Below are 14,114 nucleotides of genomic sequence, written 5' to 3' on the forward strand. Positions count from 1 at the left end.
TGTCAAGGAATCATTGACGCCTACGCGCGGTCAACCGAGCGGCGACACCCGCCGGCCGCGGAGCCGGGGGAGGGGAGGCCGGCCCGCGCTGTCGGCCGGAACGACCGTGGCCGGGCCGGTCGTGCCGGCGGTACCCCGGCCGGCGCGGATCACCAGGCGGTCCGGGCCGGTCCGGTGCGAGGCGGGGGGTCGGTCCGGCCTCGGCTCCCCGGCCCGGCCGGTCGTCGACGCCCCGTGCCCGTGCGTCGACAGGACACGTGGTCGGGCCGCCGGGGTGGACGGGTTCTCGCGCCGATCGCGTCCAGGGCGGGGGCGCGGTCCGGGCGGCCGTGCGGACGAGGGGTCGCCGGCGACTCCCACGTCGCAGCCCTCCTCTGTCAATGAAACATTGACGCCAGCGAATCGTCGATGAAACGACGACAACCGAACCGCCAGGACCGGGAGGGGCCGGTGCCGGCCGGGGAGATCCGGTGGCCGGGGCCGGCGACCGGTGTGCGGTGCGGGTGCGGATCCCGGGTCAGCGGGGTCGGTCGGTGGCCCGGTCGAGCGCGTCGACGACGGCGTCGGTGAACGCCCCGGCGCCGCCGTGCCCGGCGTCGTCGATGATCCGCAGCTCGCTGCCCGGCCAGCGCCGGTGCAGGTCCCAGGCGATGTCCGGAGGGCCGGAGACGTCGTACCGGCCGTGGACCAGGGTCCCGGGGATCCCGGCGAGCCGGGTCACGCCGCGGAGCAGGGCGTCGTGGGGGAGGAACGCGGCGTGCCGCCAGTAGTGCGTGACCAGCCGGGCGAAGACGAGCCGGAACGCCGGGTCCTCGTAGCGTCGGCTCGGCCGGTGGCCCGGTGCGAGGGAGACGTGGGTGTCCTCCCAGCGGCACCACTCGCGGGCGGCGTCCTCACGGACGGCCGGGTCGGGGTCGGCGAGCAGGGTCGCGTAGGCGTCCACGAGGCGGATGTCACGCAGGTGGGCGGGCACGGCGCCGGCGAAGCGGTCCCACACGGCGGGGAAGATCCGGCGCATGTCCTCGGTGATCCAGCGGACCTCCCGCTCGGCCGTCGTGGTGACCGCGGCGAGGACGAGCGCGTCGACGCGCCGCGGGTGGGCCTGGGCGTAGGCGAGGGCGAGGGTGCTGCCCCAGGAGCCGCCCCGCACGACCCAGGAGGGGACGGCCAGCAGCTCGCGGAGCCGCTCGATGTCGTCGACGAGCAGCTGTGTGGTCTGGGTGCGCCCCAGGTCGACGGCGGGGTCGGAGGCGAGCGGCCTGCTGCGGCCGCAGCCGCGCTGGTCGAGCAGCACGATCCGGTACCGCTCGGGGTCGTAGTACCGGCGGGCCCCGGCCGAGGCGCCCGAACCGGGGCCGCCGTGCAGGTCCAGCGCGGGCCGCCCGTCGGGGTTGCCGCAGGTCTCCCAGTGGAGGGTCTGGCCGTCGTCGGTGGTGAGGGTGCCGGCGTCGTAGGGCTCGATCGGCGGGTGGAGGGGCACGGCTACAGACCTGCCAGCAGGGCGGCGGAGTTGTCCTCCCAGGCGTTGTCGATGCGGATGTAGGCGCCGACGGTGGCCAGGGAGCGGTGCCGGGTCTGGTGGGCGATGGCCCGGTCGGAGGCGCCGCGCTGGTGGGCGTAGGTGACGTGGCCCGCGCGCAGGGAGTGCGCCGACCAGGGGCCGGGGCCGATGTCGGCACGGGCCACCGCGCGCTGGACGATCTCGTTGACCGACTCCGGGTGCAGCGGCCGGTCGGTCACCCGGTTGCCGCGGGTGACCTTGCGCAGCACCGGGCCCTCGGTGATCCCGGCTGCGTCGAGCCAGGTCCGCAGCGCGGTGACCGGGCAGCGCGCGGCCCGGTGCGCGTGCGGGAGGACGACGAGCTCGGGCTCGGTGCCGTACGGGTTGGTCTTGGACCGGGGGATCGACAGGACGCGGCCGCGCGGGTGGTCGGCGACGTCGGCGACGGTGAGCGCGGCCAGCTCGGAGCGGCGCAGCGCGGAGAAGAACCCGACCAGCAGCAGGGCCCGGTCGCGCAGGCCGGCGAGGTCGTCCTCACCCGGGCGGGTCGCGTAGCTGCGGGTGGTGGGACAGGCGTCGACGACGTCGTCGAGGTCGGGGGGCATCAGCGGCCGGGCCTGGACCGGCGGGGCACCGTGGGTGCGGCGGATGCCTTCCCAGACGGCGGTGACGCGGCGGGCGTCGGTGGGATCGGGCAGGTCGCGCATGACGTGCACGAACCGGATCGAGGAGAGCCGGCGGCTGATGGTCCCGACCTTCGCCCCGGCCCCGGCGAGCTCGGTGATGTAGCCGGACAGCGCCTCGGGGGCGGCGGGCAGCGCCTCGTGCCTGTGCCGGGCGCACCAGCCGCTGAACTCCCGCCAGTCCGAGGCGTAGCCGCGACGGGTGTTGGCCGACCGGGCGGCCGCGACGTAGGCGGCCTCCTGCTCGGTCAGTGGGAGGTCCACCTGCGGCGCGAGCAGCTCGGCGCCGGGGACGCCGGTGGGGGCGGGGTCGGTCACGGGGTCATCCTGCCGGTCCCGGTGCCCGCGCCACGATCACCACGCCCGGGCCGGTCCGTTCGTCGGGGTGCAGGAGGAGCTCGGCCTCGGGGTGCAGCCCGGCCCGCCCGAGGAGGTCGCGCAGCTGCTCGGGCCGCCACAGGTGGGTGGTCCAGCGGACGGGCACCCCGCCGTAGCACTCGGTGCGTTCGAGCTCGCCGTCGCCGACGTGGGTCGCCAGGATCAGCCGCCCACCGGGGGCGAGGGCGCGGGTGAAGGAGGCCAGGACGTACGGCAGGACGTCGCGGGGCAGGTGGAACAGCGACCACCAGCCCAGGACCCCGGCGAGCGAGGCGTCGGGGACCGCGAGCTCGGTGGCCGAGCCGACCGAGAACCGGCAGTGCGGATACAGCCGCCGGGCGTGGGCGACCATGGCGGGGGAGAGGTCCATCCCGGACGCGTCGACACCGCGCTCCACGAGGTGGGCGGTGACCTGCCCCGGCCCGCAGCCGACGTCGAGGACCGGCCCGCGGCCCGCGACGGCGTCGGCGAAGGTGTCCATGGCGGCCCGGAGCCAGGGGTGGGTGCGGACGTCACCGAGGCCGGTGGTGACGACCACGTCGACGTAGTTGTCGGCGACGCGGTCGTAGGAGTCGCGGACGGCGTCGAGGTCGGCGGGGCGCGGGACCGGGGGCACGGTCAGTGCACGACCGCGGCGACGAGGAGCAGTGCGGCGGCCAACGCCGCCGTCAGCACCCGGCCCTGCCGGGTCTGCGGGCGCAGTCCCCACCCGACCCGCTTCGGCCCGAACCACGGTGACCTGCCCATCGCCGCTCCTCCCGCCCGCTTCCCGGCCAGGCTATCGCCGGTGATCGGGGCCCGGGGCCGCGCGGCCACGCTCGACCGTTCACGGCGGCGGCGTGGCGGGGCGACCTGGGAGGGCTCCCGACACCGATGGCCCGAGGATCCGCAGCACTGCCGCAGGACCCGGTGGGATGGCGGCAGCCGACACCGATGTCCTGCAATGAGGAGGATCTCGTGGTGAACAGAAGGCAGTCCATCCGTCGGATGGCGACCCTCGCCGTCGCATCCGTGGCGAGCGTCGGCGTGCTCGGCTTCGCCGGTGCCGGCGTGGCTCAGGCCGGCGAGCACATCACGTCCGCGGGCACGTTCCAGAGCAGATCGGCATGCGAGTCGGCGATCGCTTCCTTCACTGCGACCCCGGTCGGGGGGAAGTACGTCTGCGCCTCGAACGGCAACCCGGCGTCGCAGGCCGAGCCGACGTACACCGCCTACTACCACTACTGGGACTGACGCAATCCCGCCTGCGACGCGGTGCCGGGGTCACGTTCCCCAGAGGGATCGTGTCCCCGGGTCGTCGCGTGGACAACCGCACGGGCCGGAGCGTGTTCGACGGGAAGGTCGATCGGGTCGCGCCCGGACGGCGTCTCCGGGCGCTGCCTGCCCCCCCGGCAGGCGCTGGAGGCGCCGGCCCGTCAGCAGGTCCCGCGGTGGACGACACGCCCCGCTCGCGGTCGGGGCGGTCACGGCGCCGGTCGAGCGGGTCGGGCGGTGCCGGGTCGTGGCGCACCGCCGGGGTGGCGGCATCGCCGTCGCGGCCGCGGCGGCCATGCTCGTGCTCGTCGGGCCGCACGGCCTGCCCGACGACGGGGGACCGGGCGGGGTCCCTCGCGTCCGGGGACTCCCTCGACCGGCCCCGTCGGATCGGCAGCTCCGGGCCCGGGTGGCCGCCCTACGTCGGGGGAGCGGCCGGGCCCGTCGAGCGCCTGGACCTGCCCGCCGCCGGCCGGGCGGGAACAGCCACATGCCGACGGCGGACACCAACAGCGACGTGGTCGCGACGATGATCGCGGAGTGGCCCGGCGCCTCCGTGCCGGCCCGACCGCACACCGCCCCGGCGGTCCCGCTCCACCACGGTTTCCCGCGGGCTCCCGCGCCCCGGCGACGGTCGGTACACCCGTGGGCCTGAAACCCGGGATTCTCTGCATTATCCCGTGTTTGACAAGTTCAAATAAACAAACCTGAAACCAGGTGTCAGTTCGTATAACCGGAACCGCTAGCATGGCCGACGTGACGGACACGGTGGTGCGGTGCGGATACAGCCGGTGCCGGGCGGAGCTGCCCCCGCCCGGGCCGCAGGGCGGCCGTCCGCGGTCGTTCTGCCGGGACACCCGGTGGGAGCAGGGGCGGACGTGCGCGCAGATGGCCCGCGCCGAGCGGGAGGCCCTCGGTGCTCTCGGCCTCGACACCGGGACCGGGGCGTTCGCGCTCGACGCGGACCGGCTCCGCGAGCACGTCGGCGCGCTCGCCGGGCCGGTGGCCGAGCTGTCCGGGGCGCTGGCCGCTGTGCTGGACCGGCTCGACGAGATCGAGCGCGACGCCCTGGCCGCCACCGAGGCAGCCCGCGCGGGCGCCGCCGAGTCCGACGCCGCCCGTCGGCAGGCCGACACCGCCCGGGAGACGGCCGAGCACCGGGCCCGTGAGGCGGACCGGGCCGCGACCGAGGCCCGGCAGGAGCGGGCGGAGGCGGTGACCCGGGCCGAGGAGGCCGCCGCCACCGCCCTCGCGGCGACCGAGGCCCTCGGTGCGGCGCGGCAGCAGGCCGCCGACGCCGTCGCCGCCCGGGACGCCGCCGTCGCCGACGCTCGCGAGGCCCGGGACACCGCCGCGACCGCCATCCGGGACCGGGAGGCAGCGGTGCTCGCCGCCCGGACCGCCGAGCACGAGCGCGATGCCGCCCTCGCCCGCGCCGACGCCGCCACCCGCGACCGGGACCGCCTGGACGCCGACCTGACGGCGCTGCGGGCCGACCACGCCGCGGTCGTCGCCGACCGGGCGGGTCTGGTCGAGACCGTCGTCGAGCAGCGCAGCCGGCTCGCCGCGCAGCGCGACCTGCTGACCGAGGCCCGCGCCGTCGCCGACGGGCTGCGCGCGCAGCACGAGAGCGCCCGCACGGCGGCCGAGGAGCTGACCCGCCGGCTCGACGACACCCGCCGGGAGCGGGACGGGCTCGCCGCGGAACGGGACCGGCTGCGTGCCGCGGCACCGGTGCCGGGCCCGGCCCGGATGCACCCCGACGACCTCGCGGCCCTCGCGGCCGCGGTGCGGGGGTGAGGCCCGGCGGCCGGCGACCGGGACGGCCGGGCTGCTGGAACTGACCACCGCGCCGGAGCTCGCGACCGGGGTGACGGTGCTGGTGCCGGCCCTGTTCGCCGTGCTCACGCACGGCTGACCTCAGCCGCCCGGGACCGTCCCGGGACGGGTGGTGGCCCGCGGCGGTGTGCACACGGTGCCCGCCGCCGGCAGCGTGGTGTCGAGCAGCGTGGCCTCCACCGCTGCGTCGACGCAGGGGTCGGTGCCGTACGAGCCGTGCCCGACACCCTCGCGGGTCAGCAGGACCGCCCGGTCCAGGGTGTCGGCCGTCCGCTCCGCCCAGGTGTGGGGCGTGACCGGGTCGAGCCGGCCGCCGACCACCAGCGTCGGCGGGGCGCCCGTGCCGGTCAGCGGCGCGGTGACCCGGTCGGTGTTCGGCGCGGGCCACACCGCACAGGCCAGCGCGCTGTAGGCGGCGCGGGTGCCGATCCGCGGTGCGTGCTCGACCGCCCGCTCGGCGGCCGCGGTGTGCGCGGCGACGTCGGCCGGGGTGCTCCAGTCCGCGCAGCGCACCGCGGTGTGCTGCTCCTGCGTCGCGGTCGGGACACCGAACGGCGAGACCGTCAGGGTGCGGTAGAGCAGGTGGGCGAGGGTGCCGTCGCCCTGCTGCGCGGTCGCCAGCGCCGTCGTCAGCACCGGCCAGAGGGTGCGGTCGCCCGCCGCGCCGCGGGCGGTCTCCAGCAGCATGGCGCCGTCGACGACGCCGGCCGGGGCGAGGCCCTCCACCGCCCGGGCCGGGGCGGGGCGCCGCTCGAGACCGGCGACGAGCGCGTCGAACGCGGCGGCCGGGTCGCCGTCGCCGAACGGGCAGACCGCGGCACCTTCCGTGCGGCAGGTGTCGAACCAGGCATCGAGGGTCCGCTCGCTCGCGACGGCGACCTCGTCGAGGAACTCCAGGGGGTCCCCGGTCCACAGCGTGGTGTCGACGGGCGCGTCGAGGACCATCTGCCGGACCCGGTCCGGGAACAGGGTGGCGTACATCGGGCCGACGACGGTGCCGTAGGAGATGCCGTAGTAGGTGATCGTCTCCTCGCCGAGCGCGGTGCGGAGCCGGTCCAGGTCGCGGGCGACGTTGTCGGTGGACAGGCTCGCCAGGAACGCCGGGGTCCGGTGCGCCGCGCAGCCCTCGGCCAGCGCCCTCGCCTCGGCGAGCAGGGTCGGCAGCGGGGCGCCGCCGGGGACGGCGGGGTCGGCGGCGGTGCTCGCGGCGGCCGTGGCGCGCTCGGCGTCGGTGCGGCAGCGCACCGCCGACGAGGCGCCGACGCCGCGCGGGTCCATCGCGACGACGTCGAAGCGCGCCAGCACCTCCGGCCCGAACGTGCCCGGCGACCCCGGGGTGGCGGGCATCGCGCGCAGCGTGTCGGTCGCGGCGACCCCGGGGCCGCCCGGGTTGAAGAACAGGGTGCCGATCCGGCGCTGGGGATCGGTGGCACGGTGCCGCATCACCGCGAGGGAGACCCGGGGGCCGTCGGCGTCGGTGTACTCCTGGGGGACCTCGAGGGTGCCGCACTCCAGGCCGGGGCCGCACGCGCTCCAGGTGACCGGGTCGGGTGGCGGGACCGCGGGCGCGGACGGCACGGCGGGTGCGGCGGCGGCACAGCCGGTCGGGGTCAGGGCGACCACGGCCGCGAGGACGGCGAGCGGCCGGAGGAGTCGGTGCAGGGCGTGCATGCGGTGGAGTCTGGGGAGGCCGTCCGGCCGTCCGGATCCGTCCGGGGGAGAGTTCTGCCCGGCCGGGGTCCGTCCGAAGGATGAGCGCGTCCGGGTCGTGGGACGGAGGCGTCCGCGCCGGTACGGGTCCTAGCCTCGGCGGCATGACCGATGTCGCGGCGTACCGGCGGTGGGTCGTCGACGGCCTGGTGGTCGTGGTGACGGCCCTGATCGGGCTGCTCATGGCCCGGTTGCGGGTGGTGTCGTCGCCGGGCGGACCCGAGCTGCTGCTGGGTGTCGACGTCGCGGCGGGGATGCTGGCCTGCGTCGCGCTCTGGTGGCGGCGCCGGTACCCGCTGCCGGTGGCCGTGGGCGTCGTCGTGCTGTGCACGTTCTCCGAGGTCGCGTCCGTCCCGGGGCTGGTCGCGCTGTTCGCGGTCGCCGCCCGCTGCCCGGCCCGGGTCTCGGCCGCGGTGTTCCTGGGCAGCTTCGCGTCGTTCGCGGTGTACTACTCCTGGCGGCCCGCGCCGGAGGCCCCGCTGTGGCTGCTGGTCGGGGCGCTGGTGGCGGGACACGCGGCGGTGTTCGGCTGGGGGCTGCTCGTGCGCAGCCGCCGGCTGCTGGTCGAGTCGCTGCGCGAGCGGGCCGCGATGGCCGAGTCCGCCGCGGCGCTGCGGGCCGAGCGCACCGCGCACGAGGCGCGGGAGGCGCTGGCCCGGGAGATGCACGACGTGCTCGGGCACCGGCTGTCGCTGCTCAGCGTGCACGCGGGGGCGCTGGCGTTCCACCGCGACGCGCCGGCGGAGGAGACCGCGCGGGCCGCCGAGGTCGTGCGGGCGAACGCCCACCGCGCCCTGCAGGACCTGCGGGAGGTCATCGGGGTGCTCCGGGCGCCGGTGGGGGAGCTGCCGCTGCCCGGGATCACCGACGTCGGCGAGCTGCTCGAGGAGACCCGCCGGACCGGGACCGCGGTCGTCCTGCACGACGGGCCCGGCGTCACCACCGGGGAGCACCCGGTGCCCGAGACCGCGGGGCGCACCGCCTACCGGCTGGTGCAGGAGGCCCTCACCAACGCGCGCACGTACGCGCCGGGTGCCCCGGTCACGGTGACGGTGACCGGCGGGGCCGGGGACGGGCTCGTCGTCGAGGTGGCGAACCCGGCACCGGCCCGGCCCGCCCGCGCCGACCGGCCGGGGGCCGGGCAGGGGCTGCGGGGGCTGGCCGAGCGGGCGACGCTCGTCGGGGGCCGGCTGGACCACGGCCCGACCCCGGACGGCGGGTGGCGGACCGGGATGCGGCTACCGTGGCCGTCGTGACCGCCTCCGACCCCGTCGCGGTGCTCATCGTCGACGACGACCCGGTCGTCCGCTTCGGACTGTCGATGATGCTGCGCGGCGCCGACGGCCTGACCGTCGTCGCCGAGGCCGGGGACGGGGCCGAGGGGGTCGCGCTGGCCGAGCGGCACCGGCCCGACGTCGTGCTGATGGACATCCGGATGCCGGGCACCGACGGGCTCACCGCCACCGAGACGCTGCGCCGCCGCCCCGGCGCGCCGCAGGTCGTCGTGCTCACCACCTTCGACGCCGACGCCCACGTGCTGCGCGCGCTGAGGGCCGGCGCCGCCGGGTTCCTGCTGAAGGACACCCCGCCCGACGAGCTCGTGCTCGCCGTCCGGCACGCCGCCGCGGGCCGTCCGGTGCTCTCGCCGGAGGTGACCCGCCGGCTCATCGACCGGGTCGCCGAGACCGACCGGGACAGCACCCGGGCCGCGGCCCGGCGACGGCTGGAGCGCCTCGCCGAGCGGGAGCGCACCATCGCCCTCGATCTCGGCGCGGGCCGGTCCAACGCCGAGATCGCCGCCCGTCACCACATCAGCGTGGCGACGGTGAAGACCCATGTCTCGGCGATCCTGACCAAGCTGGACCTGAACAACCGGGTCCAGGTGGCGCTGCTGGTGCACGACGCCGGGTTGTCCCCGCCGGTCTGACCCGGTGTCAGCCGGGCGGCTGCCCGGGGGCCGCCTCCAGCTCGTCGAGGCGGGAGCGCAGCCGGCGGAGCTCGGCGAGGAGTTCGGCCCAGGTGGCCGGGTCGGGGGTGCCCGGCCCGGCGGGGTCGGGCTCGTCGTGGCGGGCGGCCTCGGTACGGGATCGCTGGATCTGCTCGGTGAACCAGCTGGCGATGGTCGCGGTCACGGTGCCCAGCACGGCGATCCCGGCGATCATCAGGCCGGCCGCGACCAGCCTGCCCTCGGTCGTCACCGGGTAGCGGTCGCCGTAGCCGACGGTCGTGATCGTGGTCAGGACCCACCACAGGGCGTCGGCGAAGGTCGTGATCGTTGCGTCGGGCACGTCGCGTTCGGCCTCGTAGACGCTGAGCGCGGCGACGAACCCCAGCAGCGACACGGTGACGACGAGGTAGGCGCTGACCCGGCCGCGCAGGTCGTCCCGCAGCGTCCGGGTCAGCACCGACACCGCGCCGACCAGCCGGACCAGGCGCAGGAACCGCAGGAACGGGGCGAGCAGGACCAGGACGTCGAGGGGGTTGTCGAGCAGGAACCGCCACCGGTCGCGGGCCAGCCACAGCCGGATCGCGACGTCGGCGACGAACACCGCCCACAGCACCCACAGGAGGGTCTCCAGGGCCCGCCACGCCGGCGACCCGGGGCGGGTCAGCAGCACCTCGCAGGCGTAGAGCAGCAGGAACCCGGCGGAGAGCACCGTCAGACCGACATCGGTCCGTGCTTCCCACGCCCGCAGGCGTGGTTCCGGTCGGGGCGCGGCACGCGTCATGGGCGGAGACTACGAGGCCGGGACACCGCGGTGCGGCCCGAAACGGAACGCCGGGTGCGACCGCTCGCGGGTCGCGCGGGCGGCGAACCCGTCCAGGACGTGGTCGACCTCCCGCCAGGCGACCTGCGTGGGCACGGCGTCGTCGCCGAACGGGGCCAGGACGTTCACGCAGTACGCGGCGTCGCGGCCGCGGACGGTGTCGGCGACGGCCGGGGCCCGCCCGGCCCTGCCGCCCAGGTGCCGGATCCCGGTGACGACCATCGGACCGGTGCGGGAGACGACCCGCTCGAGGCCGTCGCGGTCGAGCCCGTCGACCAGCACGTCGTCGCCGAGGTAGGCGTGCGGGAACTCCGGCTCGGCGTACACCCGGGCCGACGCGCGCGGGTCCAGCGGGGCGACGGTGTCGTCGTCCCAGGCGACGGCGGCGCGCAGCGGCGCGAGCAGCGCGTCGGTCCGGCCGGGTCCGCCGGTGCCGACGACCCCGACCCGCAGGACGCGACGTCCGCGCAGGGGGGCGGGCAGGAACGGCAGGTCCGGGTAGGGGACGACGGACACCCCGGAGGTGACGTCGTCGGGCAGGGCCGAGGTCCAGTCCGCCCAGGCGTGCAGTGCGGCCGGGTCGCCGGGGGTGTCCGCGTCGCCGAGGACGCGCACGAGCCCGCCGCCGACCAGGCCGTCGGAGCCGAGCAGCCCGACGACGACCGCGGTGACGACGTCGCCGTCGTCGGGGCCCGTGCCGCGCAGCCGGGCGAAGTAGCGGGGGTCCGACGCCGCGGACACCCGGACGGTGCCGCCGGCGCGGGCGAGCTCGACGGCGTGGACGTGGTCGGCGGCCCAGCCGTCGGCGCGGACGGCGAGGCCGAGCCCGCCGCCGGACAGGTACCCGACGACGCCGACCGACGGTGCGCTGCCGTGCGGCGGGCGCAGGCCGTGCGGCGCGGCCGCGGCGACGACGTCGCCCCAGGTCGCGCCGGCCCCGGCGCGGGCGGTGCGCGCGACCGGGTCGACCGTCACCTCCGCCATCAGCGCGGTGTCGATCAGCAGGCCGCCGTCGCACGGGCGGCGCAGGCCGTGCCCGGTGGCGTGCACGGTGACGGCGAGGCCGTCGTGGCCGGCCCGGGCCAGCGCGGCGACGACGTCGTCCGCGCCGGTGACGGTCACGACGGCCGAGGGGCGGTGGGTGATGCCGGTCTGGAAGCTCCGCGTGCTGGTCATGGCTCCGAGCCTGGGCCCGCCCGCGGCAGAAGTCGAAGAGATGGATCGTCTACCGGTTAGCATCGCTGCTTATGGAACTGCGACACCTGCGCTACCTCGTCGCGGTCGTCGACTCCGGGACCGTCACCGCGGCCGCCGCGGCGCTGCACGTCGCGCAGCCCGGGGTGAGCGCGCAGCTGCGGCAGCTGGAACGCGAGCTCGGCGCGCCCCTGGTCGAACGCGGCCCGCGCGCGGTCACGCCCACCGAGGCCGGGCTGGCGGTGCTGCCGCACGCCCGCGCCGCGCTCGCCGCCGTGGAGGACGCCCGCGACGCCGTCGCCGCGCTGCGCGGGCTGCTGCGCGGCCGGGTCGCGGTCGGCATGGCCACGTCGTTGCCCGACACCGTGCTCGCCGACCCGGTCGGGGCCTTCGCCGCCGCACACCCGCAGCTGGAGGTGACGCTGCGGGAGGGGACCACCGACGAGCTGGTCGACGAGCTGCGGGCCGGGCGGCTCGACGTCGCCGTGCTGGGGTTCCCGCACGCCCCGCCCGACGGCCTCGACGGACGGGTGCTGGTCGAGTCCCCCCTGGTCGCGGCGGTCGCCGCGGACGACCCGTTCGCCGGACAGGCCGCGGTGACCCTGGACGAGCTCGCGGCCCGGCCGCTGATCTGCCTGCCCCGCGGGCACGGTCTGCGCGCCGCGCTGGACGCGGCACTGGCGGCCCGGTCGCTCACCGCCCGGGTGGGGTTCGAGTCCGGCGCGATGACATTGCTGCTGCGCCTGGCCGCGCGCGGGGCGGGGGTGGCGGTGGTCCCGGAACCCGCGCTCGGCGCGGCCGGGGTGGCGGCCCTGGCCCGGCCGCCGGTCGCGGTGCCGATCACCCCGGAGATCCGGACGCGGCTGCACCTGGTCTGGCGCTCGGGCGGGCCCGGCGGACCGGCGGCGCGGGCGCTGCTGGAGTCGCTGCTCCGGTGACGCCCGGCGCGGGCATCAGCGGGGGACCGACACCAGGACCCGGACGGCCTCGGCGACCGCGGCGCGCCGGGCGACCCGCACCGCGGTGGCGATGGGGCGCAGCGCGTCGGAGCGGGCGACGGCCGCCGACGCCGACAGCGCGCCGCCGGGCTCGTCGCCGGAGGCGGCGGACAGGATCGCGTCCACCTCGTCGGCCTGCTGCAGCACCCGCAGCGCCTGCGGGGGCATCCCGCCGGGCCACAGCGCCTGCGGGCGGCGGCGCAGCCAGGCCGCGATCTCCTCGCGCACGCCGGGCCGGTGCCGGGCCACGCCCAGGTCGGTCAGCGCCGCGGCGGCGGCCCGCACCTGGCCGCGCAGCTCCCGTTCGGCCTCGTTCAGCGCCACGTACTCGGGGACCGGGCCGGGGTCGGCGACGGCGTGCGCGGTCCAGCGGACCACCCCGTCGGCGATCGGTGACGGCACGACGCCGAACCCGGCGTCGGCGAAGAGCACGCCCTCGCCCGCGGTGATCGCGGCGTCGGAGAACGGGCCCGGGCCGGGCAGGCCGCGCACGTCCCCGGGGGCCGGCAGCACCAGCCGGGCCTGTCCGCGCGGGGCGCCGCGGCGGACGGCGGCCAGCAGCATCGCCGTCGAGGTCGGCGCCGACCCGGGGCCGGGCAGTCCGGTCGTGGCGGCGGTGACGTCGTCGGCGGCGAGCACGTCGTGCGCCTCCGACCACGGCGCGAGCGCGTCGAGGACGTCGTCGGGTGCGGCGGACCCGGCCAGCCAGGCCGAGGCCCACACGGCGAAGGTCGTGGAGGCACAGGACACGGCGGTCAGGCTAACGGCCCGTCCGGCGTCGCACACCCGGCACGTGGGTGACGCAGCGCTACGAGGGTCACGCTGTGCGTGACCACCGGAGTGTGGGCGTGTCGTGCCGCGGTCACCGACCGGCGTCGACCGATACTGGCTCACCATGAGCCGGACCCACGATTACCGGGGCATGTTCGACACCGCGGGCACCCGTGCGCCGCGGGAGAGCCGGGTGACCGAGGTCGCCGCCGAGCCGGGCCTGGTCGTCGAGGACCCGGCCAGCGGTTTCTGCGGTGCCGTGGTGACCGTCACCGGCTCGGAGGTGACGCTGGAGGACCGCTTCGGCGGCCGGCGGATCTTCCCGCTGCGCCCCGCCGGTTTCCTGTACGAGGGCCGCCCCGCGACGCTGGTGCGTCCGCGGGCCGCCCCCGCGGGCCGCACGTTGTCCGCGTCCGGCTCGGTGCACGTCGCGAACCTGAAGGCGCGCACCGCGCGCGCCGCCCGGATCTGGGTGGAGGGCCTGCACGACGCGACACTGGTCGAGCAGGTGTGGGGGCACGACCTGCGCGTCGAGGGCGTGGTCGTGGAGCCGCTGCACGGCGTCGACGACCTCGCCGCCGCGGTCCGTGACTTCGACCCGGGCCCGCACCGGCGCCTCGGCATCCTCGTCGACCACCTGGTGGAGGGCACCAAGGAGACCCGCCAGGCCCGCGAGGCCTACCGGGCGACCCGCGACGCGCAGCAGCACGTCCTGGTCACCGGCCACCCCTACGTCGACGTCTGGCAGGCCGTGAAGCCCTCGGTCGTCGGGATCCGCGAGTGGCCGGTGATCCCGCGCGGCACCGACTGGAAGACCGGGGTCTGCGCGGCGCTGCGGTGGGGCGAGCCCGCCGACGGTGCCCGCCGGGTGCTCGGCGCGGTCCGCAGCTACCGCGACCTGGAGACCCCGATGATCGGCGCGGTCGAGCGCCTCATCGACTTCGTCACCGCCGAGGGGGCCTGACCCCGACACCGGGGGCGGACTCCGGCACCGACCGGTAACGATCGGGCCAAGCGG

14 protein-coding genes are annotated in these 14,114 nt (G+C 77.2%); 6 read left to right on the forward strand and 8 right to left on the reverse strand.

Going from position 1 to position 14,114, the window contains the following annotated elements; all coding sequences use genetic code 11:
- Positions 1-517: 517 nt before the first annotated feature.
- The 4 genes from pip to AC0GKK_RS01085 are packed head-to-tail and all read right to left on the reverse strand — an operon-like array spanning position 518 to position 3,309.
- Positions 518-1,480, reverse strand: a complete 963-nt coding sequence (gene pip, locus AC0GKK_RS01070; RefSeq protein ID WP_489882928.1) for a prolyl aminopeptidase — start codon at positions 1,478-1,480, stop codon at positions 518-520.
- Positions 1,481-1,482: 2 nt separating this feature from the next.
- The gene (locus AC0GKK_RS01075) at positions 1,483-2,502 is read right to left on the reverse strand and encodes a site-specific integrase (protein WP_489882929.1); all 1,020 of its coding nucleotides are present in this window, start codon (positions 2,500-2,502) and stop codon (positions 1,483-1,485) included.
- Between the two features lie 4 nt (positions 2,503-2,506).
- On the reverse strand, positions 2,507-3,178 hold the full coding sequence (locus AC0GKK_RS01080; protein ID WP_489882930.1) for a class I SAM-dependent DNA methyltransferase: 672 nt from the start codon (positions 3,176-3,178) through the stop codon (positions 2,507-2,509).
- Between the two features lie 2 nt (positions 3,179-3,180).
- Complete coding sequence (locus tag AC0GKK_RS01085; RefSeq protein ID WP_285898058.1) at positions 3,181-3,309, reverse strand: hypothetical protein; 129 nt, start codon at positions 3,307-3,309, stop codon at positions 3,181-3,183.
- Positions 3,310-3,549: 240 nt separating this feature from the next.
- Here AC0GKK_RS01085 and AC0GKK_RS01090 point away from each other — a divergent pair, with 240 nt between their 5' ends.
- Together AC0GKK_RS01090 and AC0GKK_RS01095 are read left to right on the forward strand one after the other, a co-directional pair.
- The gene (locus AC0GKK_RS01090) at positions 3,550-3,795 is read left to right on the forward strand and encodes a hypothetical protein (RefSeq protein ID WP_489882931.1); all 246 of its coding nucleotides are present in this window, start codon (positions 3,550-3,552) and stop codon (positions 3,793-3,795) included.
- A 777-nt stretch (positions 3,796-4,572) separates the two neighbouring features.
- The gene (locus AC0GKK_RS01095; protein ID WP_489882932.1) at positions 4,573-5,616 is read left to right on the forward strand and encodes a response regulator receiver protein; all 1,044 of its coding nucleotides are present in this window, start codon (positions 4,573-4,575) and stop codon (positions 5,614-5,616) included.
- A 120-nt stretch (positions 5,617-5,736) separates the two neighbouring features.
- On the opposite strand, the gene AC0GKK_RS01100 is transcribed toward AC0GKK_RS01095, so the two are convergent.
- Positions 5,737-7,326 (reverse strand): alpha/beta hydrolase, encoded by a 1,590-nt coding sequence (locus AC0GKK_RS01100; protein ID WP_489882933.1) that lies wholly within the window; start codon positions 7,324-7,326, stop codon positions 5,737-5,739.
- A 143-nt stretch (positions 7,327-7,469) separates the two neighbouring features.
- Between AC0GKK_RS01100 and AC0GKK_RS01105 the strand changes: the two genes are divergently transcribed.
- Complete coding sequence (locus tag AC0GKK_RS01105; protein WP_251782449.1) at positions 7,470-8,621, forward strand: sensor histidine kinase; 1,152 nt, start codon at positions 7,470-7,472, stop codon at positions 8,619-8,621.
- A gap of 65 nt (positions 8,622-8,686) precedes the next feature.
- Positions 8,687-9,292 carry a response regulator gene (locus AC0GKK_RS01110; RefSeq protein ID WP_244326416.1) on the forward strand — a complete coding sequence of 202 codons (606 nt, stop codon included), beginning with the start codon at positions 8,687-8,689 and terminating at the stop codon, positions 9,290-9,292.
- A 7-nt stretch (positions 9,293-9,299) separates the two neighbouring features.
- On the opposite strand, the gene AC0GKK_RS01115 is transcribed toward AC0GKK_RS01110, so the two are convergent.
- The gene (locus AC0GKK_RS01115) at positions 9,300-10,094 is read right to left on the reverse strand and encodes a potassium channel family protein (protein ID WP_489882934.1); all 795 of its coding nucleotides are present in this window, start codon (positions 10,092-10,094) and stop codon (positions 9,300-9,302) included.
- Between the two features lie 9 nt (positions 10,095-10,103).
- Positions 10,104-11,309, reverse strand: a complete 1,206-nt coding sequence (locus tag AC0GKK_RS01120; protein WP_489882935.1) for an FAD-binding protein — start codon at positions 11,307-11,309, stop codon at positions 10,104-10,106.
- A 71-nt stretch (positions 11,310-11,380) separates the two neighbouring features.
- On the opposite strand from AC0GKK_RS01120, the gene AC0GKK_RS01125 reads away from it, so the two are divergent.
- Positions 11,381-12,265: a LysR family transcriptional regulator gene (locus tag AC0GKK_RS01125; RefSeq protein WP_482637563.1), complete on the forward strand. Its 885-nt coding sequence runs from the start codon at positions 11,381-11,383 to the stop codon at positions 12,263-12,265.
- A gap of 15 nt (positions 12,266-12,280) precedes the next feature.
- Here AC0GKK_RS01125 and AC0GKK_RS01130 read toward each other — a convergent pair whose 3' ends face one another.
- Positions 12,281-13,075 carry an Rv1486c family protein gene (locus AC0GKK_RS01130; RefSeq protein WP_073574789.1) on the reverse strand — a complete coding sequence of 265 codons (795 nt, stop codon included), beginning with the start codon at positions 13,073-13,075 and terminating at the stop codon, positions 12,281-12,283.
- Between the two features lie 145 nt (positions 13,076-13,220).
- On the opposite strand from AC0GKK_RS01130, the gene AC0GKK_RS01135 reads away from it, so the two are divergent.
- On the forward strand, positions 13,221-14,060 hold the full coding sequence (locus tag AC0GKK_RS01135; RefSeq protein ID WP_251782453.1) for a DUF3097 domain-containing protein: 840 nt from the start codon (positions 13,221-13,223) through the stop codon (positions 14,058-14,060).
- Positions 14,061-14,114: the final 54 nt, after the last annotated feature.

The sequence above is a fragment of the Pseudonocardia sp. P-1 genome, assembly GCF_058111925.1.

Bases quoted from the DNA above. Each gene is read 5' to 3' on its own strand.
- AC0GKK_RS01085 (WP_285898058.1), bottom strand. From the start codon at position 3,309: ATGGGCAGGTCACCGTGGTTCGGGCCGAAGCGGGTCGGGTGGGGACTG.
- AC0GKK_RS01090 (WP_489882931.1), top strand. From the start codon at position 3,550: ATGGCGACCCTCGCCGTCGCATCCGTGGCGAGCGTCGGCGTGCTCGGC.
- AC0GKK_RS01100 (WP_489882933.1), bottom strand. From the start codon at position 7,326: ATGCACGCCCTGCACCGACTCCTCCGGCCGCTCGCCGTCCTCGCGGCC.
- AC0GKK_RS01105 (WP_251782449.1), top strand. From the start codon at position 7,470: ATGACCGATGTCGCGGCGTACCGGCGGTGGGTCGTCGACGGCCTGGTG.
- AC0GKK_RS01110 (WP_244326416.1), top strand. From the start codon at position 8,687: ATGATGCTGCGCGGCGCCGACGGCCTGACCGTCGTCGCCGAGGCCGGG.
- AC0GKK_RS01115 (WP_489882934.1), bottom strand. From the start codon at position 10,094: ATGACGCGTGCCGCGCCCCGACCGGAACCACGCCTGCGGGCGTGGGAA.
- AC0GKK_RS01120 (WP_489882935.1), bottom strand. From the start codon at position 11,309: ATGACCAGCACGCGGAGCTTCCAGACCGGCATCACCCACCGCCCCTCG.
- AC0GKK_RS01125 (WP_482637563.1), top strand. From the start codon at position 11,381: ATGGAACTGCGACACCTGCGCTACCTCGTCGCGGTCGTCGACTCCGGG.
- AC0GKK_RS01135 (WP_251782453.1), top strand. From the start codon at position 13,221: ATGAGCCGGACCCACGATTACCGGGGCATGTTCGACACCGCGGGCACC.